Source organism: Embleya sp. L77 (assembly GCF_055557415.1).
In genome coordinates this window covers 4,170,396-4,185,695 of record NZ_CM145709.1, presented here as the reverse complement: position 1 = coordinate 4,185,695, position 15,300 = coordinate 4,170,396, and the positions used below count along the sequence as shown (strand labels likewise).

Sequence of the window (15,300 nt, the reverse complement as noted above, 5' to 3'; positions counted from 1 at the left end):
GGCGGCCCGACACCCGGCCCGCCGGACGGCGAGTGACACGAGCCGCCACACGACACAGCGCCCGCCGTTCCCGATCGGGAACGGCGGGCGCTGTGGGGTCGGGACGCGGGTCAGGCCGCGCCGACGATGTCCTTCTCCTCGGCGAAGTGGCACGCGCTGTCGTGCGCGCCCAGTCCGGAGAGGCCCTTGCGGATCTCCAGCAACGGCTCCTGCTCGGCGCAGATGTCCTGCGCCTTCCAGCAGCGGGTGCGGAACCGGCAGCCCGAGGGCGGGTTCGCCGGCGACGGCACGTCACCGGTGAGGATGATCCGCTCGCGGTGCTCGCGGCCGTCCGGGTCCGGCACCGGCACCGCGGACAGCAGTGCCTGGGTGTACGGGTGCGTCGGGTGGTCGTAGATCTGCGCATCGGTGCCGATCTCGGCGATCCGCCCGAGGTACATCACCGCGACGCGGTCCGAGATGTGCCGCACCACGGAGAGGTCGTGCGCGATGAACAGGTACGACAGACCCAGTTCGTTCTGCAGCTTCTCCAGCAGGTTGACCACCTGCGCCTGCACCGACACGTCCAGTGCGGAGACCGGCTCGTCCGCGATGATGATCTCCGGGTTGAGCGCGAGGCCCCGGGCGATCCCGATGCGCTGGCGCTGACCGCCGGAGAACTGGTGCGGATACCGGTTGATGTGCTCCGGGTTCAGGCCCACCAGGTCGAGCAGTTCCTGTACCCGCCGCTTGCGGTCGCCCCTGGGCGCGACCTCGGGGTGGATGTCGTACGGCTCGCCGATGATGTCGGCGACCGTCATCCGCGGGTTCAGCGACGTGTACGGGTCCTGGAAGACCATCTGGATGTTGCGACGCACCGCCTTGAGCGCGCGACCGGACAACTTCGCCAGGTCGTCGCCCTTGTACAGCACGCTGCCCGCGGTGATCGACTCCAGGTTCATCAGCAGTCGGGCGACCGTGGACTTGCCACAACCCGACTCGCCGACGAGACCGAGGGTCTCGCCCTTCATCAGGTCGAAGGTGACGCCGTCGACGGCCTTGACGGCGCCGATCTTCTTCTGGAAGAGGATGCCCTGGGTGATCGGGAAGTGCTTGACCAGCCCCCGCACCTGAAGGATCGGCTCGCCCTGCGCCACCGGCTTGACGACCTTGCGCAGGTCGGCGGCGGTCGCGCCGCTCGGGGACTCAGTCACGGACTTCTCCCTCCATCACGGTCTCCCAGAAGTGGCATGCGCTGCCACGCCCGACCGAGATCTCGTGCAGCGGCGGAACCTCGCTGCGACACACGTCCTGCGCATACGGACAGCGCGGGTTGAACGCGCAGCCGGACGGGATGCGCATCAGGTTCGGCGGCAGACCCTTGATCGCGTACAACTCGCGACCCTTGTGGTCCAGCCGCGGGATCGACTCGAGCAGACCCTTGGTGTACGGGTGGGTCGGCTGCCGGTACAGCTCGCGTACCGGCGCCTGCTCGACGATCCGGCCCGCGTACATGACCGCGATCTTGTCCGCGACGTCGGCGACCACGCCGAGGTCGTGGGTGATCAGGATCAGACCCATGTTGCGCTCGCGCTGGAGTTCCGCGAGCAGGTCCATCACCTGCGCCTGCACGGTCACGTCGAGCGCGGTGGTCGGCTCGTCCGCGATGATCAGCTCGGGGTCCAGCGCGAGCGCCATCGCGATCATGATCCGCTGGCGCATACCGCCGGAGAACTGGTGCGGGTAGTCGTTCACCCGGTCCTTGGCGGCCGGGATGCGCACCTGGTCCATCAACTCGATGGACTTGAGCTTGGCGTCCTTCTTGGACATCCCGCGGTGCACGGTGAACATCTCGGCGAGCTGGAAGCCCACCGAATACACCGGGTTGAGCGCGGAGAGCGCGTCCTGGAAGATCATCGAGATCTTCTGGCCGCGGATCTTCCGGCGCTCCTCCTTGGACATCTTGAGCATGTCCTTGCCGTGGAAGCGGATCTCACCGCCGGTGATGTGCCCCGGCGGCATGTCCAGGATGCCCATGATCGTCTGCGCGGTCACCGACTTGCCGGACCCGGACTCGCCGAGCACCGCAAGCGTCTCGCCCGCGCTGACGTCGTACGAGACACCGTTGATCGCCTTGGCCACACCGTCGCGGGTGCGGAACTCGACGTGGAGGTTGTCCACTTCGAGCAGCGGCGCGGCGGCGGCCGAGCCCGAGCCCTCGGGCTTGTTCTTCGTGTCGATCGTCGTCACTTGTCTGTCCCCTCCCTCAGCGGAGCTTCGGGTCGAGGGCGTCGCGCACCGCGTCGCCGAGCAGGATGAAGCTGAACACCGTGACCGAGAGGAAGATCGACGGGAAGATCAGCTGGTACGGCGAGTCGCGCAGCGCGGTGGTCGCGGAGCTGATGTCCGCACCCCACGAGATCTCGGTGGCCGGCAGCCCGATGCCCAGGAAGGACAGCGTCGCCTCGGTGGCGATGAAGGTGCCGAGCGAGATGGTCGCGACCACGATCACCGGGGCGATCGCGTTCGGCAGCACGTGTCGACCCAGGATGCGCGGGGTGCCGGCGCCGAGCGCCCTGGCGGCCACCACGTAGTCGGACTTCTTCACCGTGATCACCGAACCGCGCATGATGCGCGCGATCTGCATCCAGCCGAAGACACCGAGCGCGGCCACCACGGTCCACACGGTGCGGTCCTTGACCGAGCTCATGAACACCAGCGCGGCCAGCAGCAGCGGGATGCCGAAGAAGATGTCCGTGACGCGGGCCAGGATGGTGTCCAGCCAGCCGCCGAAGTAGCCCGACAGCGCACCGATGAGACCGCCGATGACCACGATCAGCGCGGTCGTGGCGACGCCGACGATGATCGAGGCGCGGGCACCGTAGACGGTGCGCGCGTACACGTCGCAGCCCTGCACGTTGGTCCCGAACCAATGGTCGCCGGACGGGTCCTTGTTGGTGTCCAGGATCGGGCAGTGCCGCGGGTCGATGTCGGTGAACACACCCGGGAAGGCCGCCATGAACACCAGGAAGAGCAGCAGCACGCCCGACACGTAGAAGCTCGGGCTGTTGCGCAGCTCGCGCCACGCCTCGGCCCAGGCTCCGCGGGGCTTGTCCTGCGGCCCCTGCACGTCGGGTGCGGAGTACGCGCCGCGCTTCTCCAGCGTCGTGCCCTCTTCGTCCGCGAGCATCAGACCGGGATTCTCGATGGAGCCGAACTGAGGCTGCTCGTCGCTGCTGGTCGGCAGCTGTTCGCGCTGCTGCTTGTTCATGTCAGGCATACCGGATCCTCGGGTCCAGGACGGCGTACAGCAGGTCGACGATCAGGTTCATGACCAGATAGATCATCACCAATGCCGCCACCGCGCCGACCACTGTCGAGCTCTCGTGCTTGGTGACCGCGAGGTAGATCAGGCGGCCGACACCGTCGACGTTGAAGATGCCCTCGGTCACGATCGCGCCGGCCATCAGGGCACCGAGATCCGCACCGAGGAACGTCACCACGGGGATGAGCGAGTTGCGCAGGAGGTGGCGGGTGACCACCCGACGGCGCGGAAGACCCTTGGCGGTCGCCGTGCGGACGTAGTCGGCGCGCATGTTTTCCGCGACGCTGGTCCGGGTGAGTCGGGCGACGAAGGCCAAGGAAAGCGAGCCGAGCACGATGCCCGGCAGCAGGAGCTGACTCCAGGTCGCGTCGCCCACGGTGGCGGTGGCCTCGAAGATGCCCCACTCCGAACCCAGCCAGAACTGGGCGACGGTACCGAGCACGAAGACCGGGATCGAGATGACCACGAGCGTGCCGGCGAGAACGAGCGTGTCGACGAACTTGCCGCGGCGCAGGCCGGACAGCAGGCCCAGACCGACACCGACGACGACCTCGATCGCAAATGCGATCATCGCGAGCCGGATCGACACGGGGAAGGCCCGCTTGAGTTCGTCGGCGACGGGACGGCCGTTGAAGCTCGTCCCGAAATCACCGTGGAGCAGGTCGGTGATGTAGTACCAGTACTGCACGATCAGCGGGTCGTTCAGGTGGAACTCTTCCCGCATCTGGCGCACGAAGACAGGGTCGGCACCCTTGTCGCCGAACATGGCCGCGATGGGGTCGCCACCCAGCTGATACACCATGTAATAGATCAAGAACGTCGTCCCGATGAACACCGGGATCATCTGGAGCAGTCGCCGTACGACATATCGCCCCATTGCCAGCCTCCTGCTGTCGTCGTCGGCCCGAAGCGAGGGATCGGACCAGCGACCGGCGCCGTGGATCGCACGTCGCCGGCCCGGCCCGCCACCGGCAAGGTCCGGCCGCACCCAGGGTGCGGCCGGACCGATGTCAGTGCCGGGTCATGTCCGGATCACTACTTGACGGTGACCTCGGTGAAGACCGGGTTGCCGTACGGGTCGAACTGGACGTTGGAAACCTTGGTCGAGGAGCCGCCCTTGGTCACGTAGTACCACAGCGGGATGGACGGAACGTCCTTCGCCATCTGCTGCTCGGCCTGCTGCCAGAGCTTGACACCCTCGGTCTGGTCCGGGGCGGCCATCGCGCGCTTGGCCAGGTCGTCGAAGGCCGGGCTGGAGTAGCCCGAGTCGTTGGACGCGGCACCGGTCAGGTAGATGTCGGCGAGGAAGTTGTCCGGGAACGGGTAGTCCCCACGCCAGCCGGTGCGGTACGCGCCGGTCATCTTCTTCTCGGTGATGTCCTTGCGCGCCACGCTGAACTCGGGGTACAGCTTCGGCTCACAGGCGCCCGGCTGCTTCAGCGCCTCGTTGATGCTGTTGCAGACCGCGGTGACCCATTCCTTGTGCGGGCCGTCCGCGTTCGTGGCGATCGTGAGCTTGCCACCGGGGATGCCGCCGCCGGCCTGGACGAGCTCGCGAGCCTTCGCGGGGTCGTACTTGGTCAGGTCGCCGGTGATGTCCTTGCTGTAACCCGGGATGTTCGGGGCCAGCCAGTCGGTCGCCGGCTGCTCGGCACCCTTGTAGATCGCCTTGACGATGCTCGCCCGGTCGATCGCCATGGACAGGCCCTGGCGGACCTTCTCCTTGCCCGGCGCGCCCCAGCCGGCGTCGTACAGCGGGAAGCCGATCTTCTGGATCGAGTACTGCGGGGCCTCGATCGCGCGGTCGCCCAGGTCCTTCTTGAAGCTGCCCACGGCCGACGTCGGGATCTGGTCGATCACGTCGAGCTTGTTGTCGCGCAGCGCCGTGTAGGCGGCGTCGTACGTGGTGTACATGTCCAGACGCACACCGTTGGACTTCGGCTTGTCGTCACCGGCGTACTTGTCGTACTTCTTCACGGTGATCGACTTCTTGTGGTTCCAGCCGCCGTTGGCGGTGTCCAGCTGGAACGGACCGTTGCCGATCGGCGCCTCGCCGTACTTCTTGGGGTCCTTGAAGAACTCCTGCGGCAGCGGCGAGTAGACCACGTAACCCAGGCTCGCCTTGAAGGACGAGACGGCCTGCGTGAGCTTGATGGTGAACGTGTTGTCGTCCACCACCTTGAGGCCGGACATCTCCTTGGTCGTCGGCGCACCGTTCTCCGGGTGCACCGCGTCGTAGCCCTCGATCTTGGCGAACCAGCTCGAGTTGATCTGCTTGTTGTCGGAGTTGGCGCCCCAGTTCCACGCGTCGACGAAGGACTTCGCCGTGACCGGCTCGCCGTTGTGGAAGGTCCACCCCGGCTTGAGCTTCACGGTGTAGTTCGTCGAGTCCGGGCTCTCCACCGACTGCGCCATGGCCGGCACGGGCTGGCCGGTCTTGGAGTCGTAGGTGTACAGACCGCGGAACATCAGCTGCAGCGGGTAGAACCCACCGGTCTCGTTCGAGTTCGCCGGCTGAATCAGGTTCTGCGGCTCGGTGCTGCTGGCGGAGTAGTAGCCGGCCGGAAGCCCGCCGCCACTGCCCTTGCTGCCCTTGTCGTCATCGCTGCTGCCACACGCAGTCGCCGCCAGGCCGAGAACGGCCATGCCGACGACCCACTTCACGCGCGTTGTTCCGCGCATGGGTTGCCTCCTCGTGGAATCACTACCGAAGTGAAGTGCAACGGGGCGTCCCGTTCGGGAAGCTTCCGTCACAGCTGCTCGTAGAGTCGGCGCCCCCGAGCGCGTGACCAGGTTCCGAGCACAAGCGGATCTACTATCCGTCACCAAATGGCTTCGACCAATCCCCTACAGGTTTCAGTTTGATCACGTAAATCCGTGATCAATCTCGAAACCCGCACATATGAGACCAGTAATGAAGCCGTATCAAACGGACACCATGTACCGCTGCCCGGAGCATACAGTCCGATGAACGAACACCCATAGCACGCCCCCTACCTCGTCTCGACAGGCGAGAAACGCTACCGAGGGTGACGATGCTCGCCCGGGCCCGGCGGTGCGGACCCGCTGGTCGAACGGGTTCAACGCGCGTAGCTGACCTGCAGGAAAGCACGAAGAACGGGATGCCACCAAATCGGTGGCATCCCGTTCGGGACTGCGCTATAACAACCGGCCGTTACTCCGGGTCGGAACTGATCCCCGCTTCCAGTGCCGCTTCGATCCGCTCCTCGGGCATGGTCTCCTCCGCTTTCGCGGTGGCTTCCAGTGGTCCGGGGAAGTGGCACGCGACGCGATGGCCCGCCAGCAGCGTCTCGATTCCGATCAACGGCGGCTCCTCGTTCGCGCACACGTCCTGCGCCTTGGGGCAGCGGGTGCGGAACCGGCAACCCGACGGCGGGTTGATCGGACTGGGCATGTCCCCGTAGGCGTGCACACGTGTCCGGTTCGCGCTCTTGTCCGGGTCCGCCTCCGGCACCGCGGCGAGCAACGTGTGTGTGTACGGGTGGTGCGGGTTCGAGTACAGCGACGCGCGGTCGGCGATCTCCACGATCTTGCCGAGGTACATCACCGCGACCCGCTGGGAGAAGTGCCGGACCACCGCGAGGTCGTGCGCGATGAACACGAACGCGATGCCCATGTCCCGTTGCAGGCCCTGGAGCAGGTTGATCACCTGGGCCTGGATCGACACGTCGAGCGCGGAGACCGGTTCGTCGGCCACGATCAGCCTCGGTTGCAGTGCCAACGCGCGGGCGATGCCGATCCGCTGCCGCTGGCCGCCGGAGAACTCGTGCGGGAAGCGGTTGTAGTGCTCGGGGTTCAGCCCCACCCGCTCCAACAGCTCCTGCACCCGCTTTTTTCGGCCACCCTTCGGATCGATCCCGTTGACCTCCATCGGCGACGCGATGATCGCGCCCACCGTCTGTCGCGGGTTCAGCGACGAGTACGGGTCCTGGAAGATCATCTGGATCTCGGTGCGGATCGGCGCGATCTGCCGCCGGGTGGCGTGCGTGATGTCCTTGCCGTCGTAGCGGATCGTGCCGCCGGAGGGTTCGAGCAGCCGGCTGATCAGCCGGCCGGTCGTGGACTTGCCGCAGCCGGACTCGCCGACCAGGCCCACGCTCTCCCCCGCCGCGACCGACAGGTCGATCCCGTCCACCGCGCGCACGTGCAGCATCTTGCGGCGGACCAGACCGCCCCCCTTGACGGGGAAGTACTTGACCAGGCCCCGCACGTCGAGCAGCGGCTCGCCGGGCGACTCGGGCGCGGGGTCCGGGGTCGGCGCCGGGGACTCGCTGATCGTCTCGGTCATCGTCGTTACTCCTGCTTTCTACCGTCGTCGGCCGGGCTGGGGCGGTCAGCCGAGCAGCGGACGAACGTCGTCGATGAAGATCCGCTGCTTGTCCTCGGCGCTCAGGTGGCACGCGGCGCCGCGGCCGTCCACCAGGGCGAGCGGCGGGCGCTCGCTCGAACACCGATCGCCGCCCACCGCGTCGACGTAGTCGCACCGCGGGTGGAACGGGCAGCCCGAGGGCGGCGCCAGCAGGCTCGGCGGGGTGCCGCGCACCGGCCGCAGCGGAATGTCGACGTCGCCCGACAGGTTGGGCATCGAGGACAGCAGCCCCCACGTGTACGGATGCCGGGGGTTCTTCAGCACCTCGCGCACGGCGCCCTTCTCCACGCTGCGCCCCGCGTACATCACCAGCACGTCGTGCGCCATCGACGCGATCACGCCGAGGTCGTGCGTGATGAACAGGATCGCGGTGCCGAACTCGTCCTGGAGGTCCCGCAACAGATCCAGGATCTGCGCCTGGACCGTCACGTCGAGCGCGGTCGTCGGCTCGTCCGCGATCAGCAGGTCGGGGTCGCAGACGAGGGACATCGCGATCATCGCGCGCTGGCGCATACCGCCGGAGAAGTGGTGCGGATAGTCGTTCACGCGGGTCTTGGGGTTGGGGATGCCGACCCGGTCCAGCATCTCGATGGCCCGCGCGTGCGCGTCGTGCCGATTGGCGCCCGTGTGCCGGCGGTAGGACTCGGCGATCTGCTCGCCGACCGTGTAGAACGGCGACAGCGCGGTCAGCGGGTCCTGGAAGATCATCGAGATCCGTCGCCCGCGCAGGTCGCGCAGTTTGCGCTCGGGCATCCCGACCAACTCGTGACCGTCGAACCGGATCTCGCCCTCGATCCTGGTCCGCTCGCGGTTGTGCAGCCCCAGGATGGTCAGCGAGGAGACCGACTTGCCCGATCCGGACTCGCCGACGATGCCGAGCGTGCGGCCCTTCTCGACGTCGAAGGACAACCCGTCGACGGCCTTGACCACACCGTCATCGGTGGTGAAGTGGACCTGGAGATCGCGGACCGACAGGAACGCGTCGGGTCGGTCGCCGGATCCACTCGAATCTCGCTGCTCGACCGGAGTCGGGGTGCCGTCGGTGGTGTCGGTGCCGGCGGCCATGTCCTGCTCCCGGGCCTGTTCGTCGGAGACCGTGGCATCCCTGGATGCCGCGGCCGTGGTGGGCTTGGTGGACGCTTCGGAGGGCGCGGGGCTCGTGGCCGCGCTGCGGCGCAGTCTCATCGCGGGCCGCCCCTCATGACAGCCGCACCCGGGGGTCGATGGCCGCGTAGGCCATGTCCACGGCGAGGTTCGCGAGCATCGTGAAGGTGGCCGCGACCATCACCACGCCCATCATCATCGGCAGGTCCGAGTCGACCACCGAGGTCACCGCGAGCATGCCGATGCCGTGCAGGCTGAAGGTGGACTCGGTGATGATCGTGCCGCTCATCAGGACGCCGATGTCGACGCCCAGGACGGTGACGATCGGGCTGAGCGCGCCGCGGAACGCGTGTTTGAGGTAGACGCTGCGGCCGGACAGACCCTTGGCCTTGAGTGTTCGGACGTAGTCCTCGGACAACACGTCGACCATCGTGGATCTGGTCAGGCGGCAGTACATCGCCATATGGATCGTCATCAGACACACCCACGGCAGCAGCAACGCGGATACCCATCCTCCGGGATCACCGAAGAACGATGGGGGGTCCGTCGGTCGGTCGAGCCATCCGAGTTGCTGGACGAAGACGTAGATGAACAGCGGGCCCAGCACGTAGATCGGGGCGGAGCCACTGAGCAGCGCGACACCGGTGGTCACCTTGTCCGTGGCCTTGCCGCGCTTGAGCGCGGCCAACACGCCCATCCCGATGCCGATCCCGATGCTCAGCACGATCGCACCGATCGCGAGCGACAGGGTCACCGGGAAACGGTCGGCGAGCTTGTCGAAGACGTTCTCGTTGTTGGCGAACGAGTAGCCCAGGCACGGCGCGTCACACACCTTGTCGCCGATGGTGCGCCCCGTGAAGATCCCCGAGATGAAGATCCAGAACTGTTCGATGAGGGGTTTGTCCAGGCCGAGGTTCTGCCGGACGACTTCGCGCATCTCCGGGGTGCAGTTGCGACCGCACGAAAGTCGTACGACGTCGTCGGCGCCGGAGGCCGCGAAGAAGAGATAGAAGGTGATGCCGCTGACGACGAGCAGGATCGCCACTACGCCGATCAGCCGACGGACCAGGAATCGAAGCATGAGGCCGGGCTTCCTCCGCGATGTGCCCAGAGGGTGGATCCGTCCCGTCGCGTTCGGTCCGGGACCCCGACCTCGGGGTCCCGGACCGAACGCTTCACCGTCGGATCAACCGGAAGAGGGGCTGACGGCTACTACTTGACGAAGATGTTGTGCAGGTCGATCGCACCGTGGGTGTTCAGTCCGGCCCCACCGATCTGCGGGCCGTAGACGAGACGGTGCCGCTGGTACAGGTACGGGATCGTCGGCACGTCTTCCATGATCTTCTGGTCCAGCTTCATCCACTCGACGGCCTGCTGGTTCACGTCCGCGATCTTGAGGATCCGGTCGATCTCCGCGTTCACGCTCGGGTTGTTGTACTGCGAGTAGTTCTCACCGTCGTCGACGATCTTGCGGCCGTCGAAGACCGGGGTGTAGACGGTGGCGCCGGTCGGCCAGTCCGCGCCCCAGCCGGCCCAGTACAGGTCGCAGGGGGTGTCCAGCTTGCCGATGACGTCGTAGTACTCCTTGTCGGAGATCTCCTTGCGCTCCATCTGGAAGCCCGCCTTGTTCAGCGAGTCGATGATGGGCAGCGCGCGCTCCTGCTGGGTCTTCGAGGTGGTGAAGCAGAAGACGACCTTCTGGCCGACCTTGCCCGCCGCTTCCAGCATCTGCTTGGCCTTGGCCTGGTCACCGTCCGGCGGCAGACCGTCGAACAGGCTCTTGTACGGCGCGAAGCCGAGCTGCGTCACCGACGCGAGCGAGTTCGCGAAGTCGCCGGCGGTCGGGCCGCCCTCGGCCAGTCGGGCCGAGTTGCGCGGGAACGCGGTCAACATCGCCTTGCGGACGTTGACATCGGTGATCCGCTTGTTGTTGATGTCCCAGCGGTTCGTGTACGGACCCACGGCGTCGGTGACCCGGTTCTTCAGCGCCGGGTCGGTCGCGATCTGCTGCGCGAAGTTGGCGTCGGGGCGCTCGTTCAGGGTGAACGCGGCGGCGTCACTGCCGGCCGCGGCGGTCAGCCGCTGGAACTGCTGCGGAGCCGTGACCCCCAGCTCGAACTTGAACTGGTCCACGTACTGGTGCCGGATCGCGTCGGTGGCCGGATCCCAGTTCGTGTTCTTGTCCAGGACCAGAGCCTTGTCCGGCTCGTGCGTGGTGACCTTGTACGGACCGCTCGCGAACGGCTTGCGGTCGTTGTCGTCCTTGGTCTCCTTGGCCTTGGGCATCGGCGAAGAGGTACCCATCGCGACCGCGAACGGGAAGTCGGGGTGCGCCTCGGTCAACTTGAAGATGATCGTCTTGGCGTCCGGCACCTCGATCTTGTCCGGACCCAACTCCTTGCCGTTGAACGGGCCTTCGTAGACCTCGAAGTAGTTCTCACTGCCCGTCAGCCACTGCTGCACCCACTTGGGGCCCTGGTTGTAGGCCTTGTGGAAGGAGCGCTCCACGCCGTACTTGACGTCCGCCGCGACGATCGGCGAACCGTCCTCGTACTTGAGGTTGTCCTTCAGGGTGAACTTCCAGGTCTTGCCACCGTCGGTGGTGGTGCCCGGGTCGGTGGCCAGGTCACCCACGAGCGTGGTCTTGTCGCCCTCCTTCTTGTAGAAGGTCAGGCGCCGGGAGACCAGTTCGGAGATGGTCATCAGGTTGCTGACGTACGCGCGCTGCGGGTCGAGGTGGGAGAAGCCGCTGCGGTTGAGGACGCCGGCGACCCCGCCCTTCTTGGCCCCGGGGATCTCGGGAGCGGGCCCCTTCGAGTCCGCGGCCGTGCCCACGGAGACCGCCGCGGTCTTGGCCTGCGGCTTGCCCTGCTCTTCCTTCTCGTCCCCGCCACCGCTGCTGCACGCGGATGCCGAGGCCGCGAGGGCCCCCACTGCGAGCAACGCGGCGAACCGGTGCTTCCCCGACGTTTTCATGTAATCCCCTCATCAGAAAATCCGGGTTCACCCGGCTGTGCTTTACGACATGCAGGAAGTGCCAGAAGCAGACTTGAAGGCCGCGACGGGATGCGGTTTATGCGCGTCGACCCGGGAGGCGACCGTGCTCGGTCACCGGTTGGCCTTGGGGTCCAGTGCGTCGCGAACCGAGTCGCCGAAGAGGTTGAAGGCGAGCACGAAGATCACCATCGCGGCGGCCGGGAAGGCCATGTAGGTGACGTCGCTCTGCATGTTCTCGAAGCCCTTGTGGATCATCCGGCCCCAGTCGGGGGTCGGCTCCGTCATGCCGACGCCGAGGAAGGAGAGGGCGGCCTCGGTGGTGACGTAGGTCGGCACCTCGATCGTCGCGACGATCAGGATCGGGGTCCACAGGTTGGGCAGGAGTTCGCGGAAGATGATCCGCCTGGAACTCGCGCCGCTGATCTTGGCGGCTTCGATGAACTCGCGTTCACGCATCGACAACACCTGCCCGCGCAGGATGCGGGCGATCCGGGTCCAGCCGAAGAGCGACAGCACGATGATCAGCGCGGTGGCCCGCAGCCAGGTCGGCGTCGTCTCGCGGTCGCTCACGAACAGCGCGAGGGCGATCGGCGTGAAGGCGATGAAGAACAGCTGCGAGGGCATCGCCAGGAGGGTGTCGATGACCCGACTGATCACGTAGTCGGTCCGACCGCCGAGGTAGCCGGCGGTGATCCCCAGGATGGTGCCCGTGATCGTGACGATCAGGACCACGATGATCGCGAGCAGCAGGGACGTCCGGATGCCGTAGACGAGTTGGGTCAGCACGTCCCGACCCAGCGTCGGTTCGATGCCGAACCAGTAGTCCCCGGACATGCCACCGTTGGGCGCGATCGGGAAGCCGCGAGAGTTGAGCAGCCCGGGCTCGGTCTGGCCGTAACGCGTGTAAGGGTCCTTGCCGTACAGCTTGGAGATCAAGGGCGCGGCAAAAGCGATCACGAAAAAGAAAATCACTATGGCCGTCGAGACCATACCGATACGATCCTTGCGAAAGCGCCGCCAGGCCAGTTGGCTCGGCGAGCGCCCCACTATCTCTTTCGGTACGGCGCCGACGCCCGTTTTGTCGAGCATCGCGCCGGGTTCCCCTGAAGCCGGGGGTCCGCCCGCTTCCGGGACCAGCTGGGGTTGCATGGTCATTGCCGCAAATACCCCCGAGGTGAGGTCGGGTTCGACCGAGTGCCGTTTGGTTTGGTGGCCGCACGGACTCTCGCAACCCAATTACCCGGACGTCAAGAGGCAGTCAGAGTAAACCTTGAAACGAAAAGTAATTAACATTTACGTTTCTTTAAAACTTCGAAGTTGATCGATTGTTGATCGATTATTTCGCGCACATAGCCAACATAACGAATATAACCGGGCAAAGATATCGACTTGGTCTCAGCATGCGAAAAGCCGGTGACCTGCGGGTTCGACCGCAGGTCACCGGCTCGTTTCGGGTCGCTCGACGGCGACCGTCAACCGATCAGCGCTTGGCGCGCGAGGCCGAGCGGCCACGCTCCTTCTGATCGAGAACGACCTTGCGGATGCGCACGGTCTCCGGGGTCACCTCGATGCACTCGTCCTCGCGGCAGAACTCCAGCGCCTGCTCCAGCGAGAGCCTGCGCGGCGGGATCAGCTTCTCGGTCTCGTCGGAGGTCGACGAGCGCATGTTGGTGAGCTTCTTCTCCTTGGTGATGTTGACGTCCATGTCGTCGGCGCGCGAGTTCTCGCCCACGATCATGCCCTCGTACACCTCGGTCGTCGGCTCGACGAACATCTGGCCGCGCTCCTGCAGGTTCATCATCGCGAACGGCGTCGCGACACCCGCCCGGTCGGCGACCAGGGAGCCGTTGTTGCGGGTCCGGATCTCGCCGAACCACGGCTCGTAACCCTCGTGCACGCTGTGCGCGATGCCGGTGCCCCGGGTGTCCGTGAGGAACTCGGTGCGGAAACCGATCAGGCCGCGCGCGGGCACCACGAACTCCATCCGGATCCAGCCGGTGCCGTGGTTGGTCATGGTCTCCATGCGGCCCTTGCGGGACGCCAGGAGCTGGGTGATCCCGCCGAGGTACTCCTCGGGCGAGTCGATGGTCAGGCGCTCCACCGGCTCGTGGATCTTGCCGTTGACCTCGCGGGTGACCACCTGCGGCTTGCCGACGGTGAGCTCGAAGCCCTCCCGGCGCATGGTCTCCACCAGGATCGCCAGCGCGAGCTCGCCGCGGCCCTGGACCTCCCACGTGTCGGGACGCTCGGTGGGCAGCACGCGCAGCGACACGTTGCCGACCAGTTCGCGCTCCAAGCGGTCCTTCACCAGGCGGGCGGTGACCTTGTGGCCCTTGCCGCCCTTGCCGACCAGCGGCGAGGTGTTGGTGCCGATGGTCATCGAGATCGCGGGCTCGTCCACCGTGATCAGCGGCAGCGGACGCGGGTCCTCGGGGTCGGCGATGGTGTCGCCGATCATGATGTCCGGGATGCCGGCGATGGCGATGATGTCACCGGGGCCGGCCGACTCGGCGGGCTTGCGCTCGAGCTGGTCGGTCATCAGCAGCTCGGTGATCTTGACCCGCTCGATGGTGCCGTCGTGCCGGCACCACGAGGCCTGCTGGCCCTTGCGGATGGTGCCCTGGTGCACGCGGCACAGCGCGATCCGGCCGAGGAAGTTGGACGCGTCCAGGTTGGTCACGTGCGCCTGGAGCGGCGCGCCCTCCTCGTACTCCGGGGCGGGGATGGAGTCCAGGATGGCCTGGAAGAACGGCTCCAGGCTGTCGCTGTCGGTCGGCACGGAGCCGTCCGCGGGGCGCACGAGGGTGGCCACACCGTCCCGCGCGCACGCGTAGACGATGGGGAACTCGATCTGCTCCTCGGTCGCGTCCAGGTCCATGAACAGCTCGTAGGTCTCGTCGACGACCTCGGAGATGCGCGAGTCGGGACGGTCGACCTTGTTGATGCACAGGATGACCGGCATCTTCGCCGCGAGCGCCTTGCGGAGCACGAAACGGGTCTGCGGAAGCGGGCCTTCCGAAGCGTCGACGAGCAGCACGACACCGTCCACCATCGACAGACCGCGCTCCACCTCTCCGCCGAAGTCGGCGTGGCCGGGCGTGTCGATGATGTTGATGGTGACCGTGGGGCCACCGTCCTTGGGGTGATAGGCGACGGCGGTGTTCTTCGCGAGAATGGTGATGCCCTTCTCGCGCTCCAAGTCGTTGGAGTCCATCACCCGATCGTCCATCTGGTGGTGGGCACTGAACGTGCCCGCCTGCTTCAGCATGGCGTCGACGAGGGTGGTCTTGCCGTGGTCGACGTGGGCGACGATGGCGACGTTGCGGATGTCATGGCGCGTGGGCACGGCTGCGTGTCTCTCGGCTTCAGTCGGGGATGCTACGGACGGGCCGGCGACCGCGAGCCTCCTCAGCCGCGCGATGGGCATCGCGCGAACCGGCCTGCCTCCTCGGCGCCAAGGTCAATCGTACGGGGAGGAGCGTCCTTCGCTCGGTCCCGGAGCCAG

11 protein-coding genes are annotated in these 15,300 nt (G+C 66.5%); all 11 read right to left on the bottom strand.

Annotated elements, in window-relative coordinates; genetic code table 11:
* Positions 1-110 precede the first annotated feature (110 nt).
* The 11 genes from ACZOOI_RS17930 to typA all read right to left on the bottom strand — a co-directional run bounded on the left by ACZOOI_RS17930 (position 111) and on the right by typA (position 15,141).
* Positions 111-1,193, bottom strand: a complete 1,083-nt coding sequence (locus ACZOOI_RS17930; protein WP_465276821.1) for an ABC transporter ATP-binding protein — start codon at positions 1,191-1,193, stop codon at positions 111-113.
* Positions 1,186-2,229, bottom strand: a complete 1,044-nt coding sequence (locus tag ACZOOI_RS17925; RefSeq protein WP_465276820.1) for an ABC transporter ATP-binding protein — start codon at positions 2,227-2,229, stop codon at positions 1,186-1,188. The genes ACZOOI_RS17930 and ACZOOI_RS17925 overlap by 8 nt, the downstream gene beginning before the upstream one ends.
* A gap of 16 nt (positions 2,230-2,245) precedes the next feature.
* Positions 2,246-3,259, bottom strand: coding sequence for an ABC transporter permease (locus ACZOOI_RS17920; RefSeq protein WP_465276819.1), 1,014 nt, complete (start codon positions 3,257-3,259; stop codon positions 2,246-2,248).
* Positions 3,252-4,181 carry an ABC transporter permease gene (locus ACZOOI_RS17915; protein ID WP_391586754.1) on the bottom strand — a complete coding sequence of 310 codons (930 nt, stop codon included), beginning with the start codon at positions 4,179-4,181 and terminating at the stop codon, positions 3,252-3,254. Before ACZOOI_RS17915 ends, ACZOOI_RS17920 begins: the two co-directional genes overlap by 8 nt.
* 158 nt (positions 4,182-4,339) lie before the next feature.
* Positions 4,340-5,986 (bottom strand): peptide ABC transporter substrate-binding protein, encoded by a 1,647-nt coding sequence (locus ACZOOI_RS17910; protein WP_465276818.1) that lies wholly within the window; start codon positions 5,984-5,986, stop codon positions 4,340-4,342.
* Positions 5,987-6,479: 493 nt separating this feature from the next.
* The gene (locus ACZOOI_RS17905; protein ID WP_465276817.1) at positions 6,480-7,613 is read right to left on the bottom strand and encodes an ABC transporter ATP-binding protein; all 1,134 of its coding nucleotides are present in this window, start codon (positions 7,611-7,613) and stop codon (positions 6,480-6,482) included.
* Positions 7,614-7,658: 45 nt separating this feature from the next.
* A complete protein-coding gene (locus ACZOOI_RS17900) occupies positions 7,659-8,759 on the bottom strand; it encodes an ABC transporter ATP-binding protein (protein ID WP_465281226.1) in 1,101 nt (366 codons plus the stop codon).
* Positions 8,760-8,892: 133 nt separating this feature from the next.
* Positions 8,893-9,879, bottom strand: a complete 987-nt coding sequence (locus ACZOOI_RS17895) for an ABC transporter permease (protein ID WP_391586750.1) — start codon at positions 9,877-9,879, stop codon at positions 8,893-8,895.
* A 131-nt stretch (positions 9,880-10,010) separates the two neighbouring features.
* Positions 10,011-11,774, bottom strand: a complete 1,764-nt coding sequence (locus ACZOOI_RS17890; RefSeq protein ID WP_465276816.1) for an ABC transporter substrate-binding protein — start codon at positions 11,772-11,774, stop codon at positions 10,011-10,013.
* A gap of 132 nt (positions 11,775-11,906) precedes the next feature.
* Positions 11,907-12,950 (bottom strand): ABC transporter permease, encoded by a 1,044-nt coding sequence (locus ACZOOI_RS17885; protein ID WP_391586748.1) that lies wholly within the window; start codon positions 12,948-12,950, stop codon positions 11,907-11,909.
* 325 nt (positions 12,951-13,275) lie between these two features.
* On the bottom strand, positions 13,276-15,141 hold the full coding sequence (gene typA, locus ACZOOI_RS17880; protein WP_465276815.1) for a translational GTPase TypA: 1,866 nt from the start codon (positions 15,139-15,141) through the stop codon (positions 13,276-13,278).
* Positions 15,142-15,300: the final 159 nt, after the last annotated feature.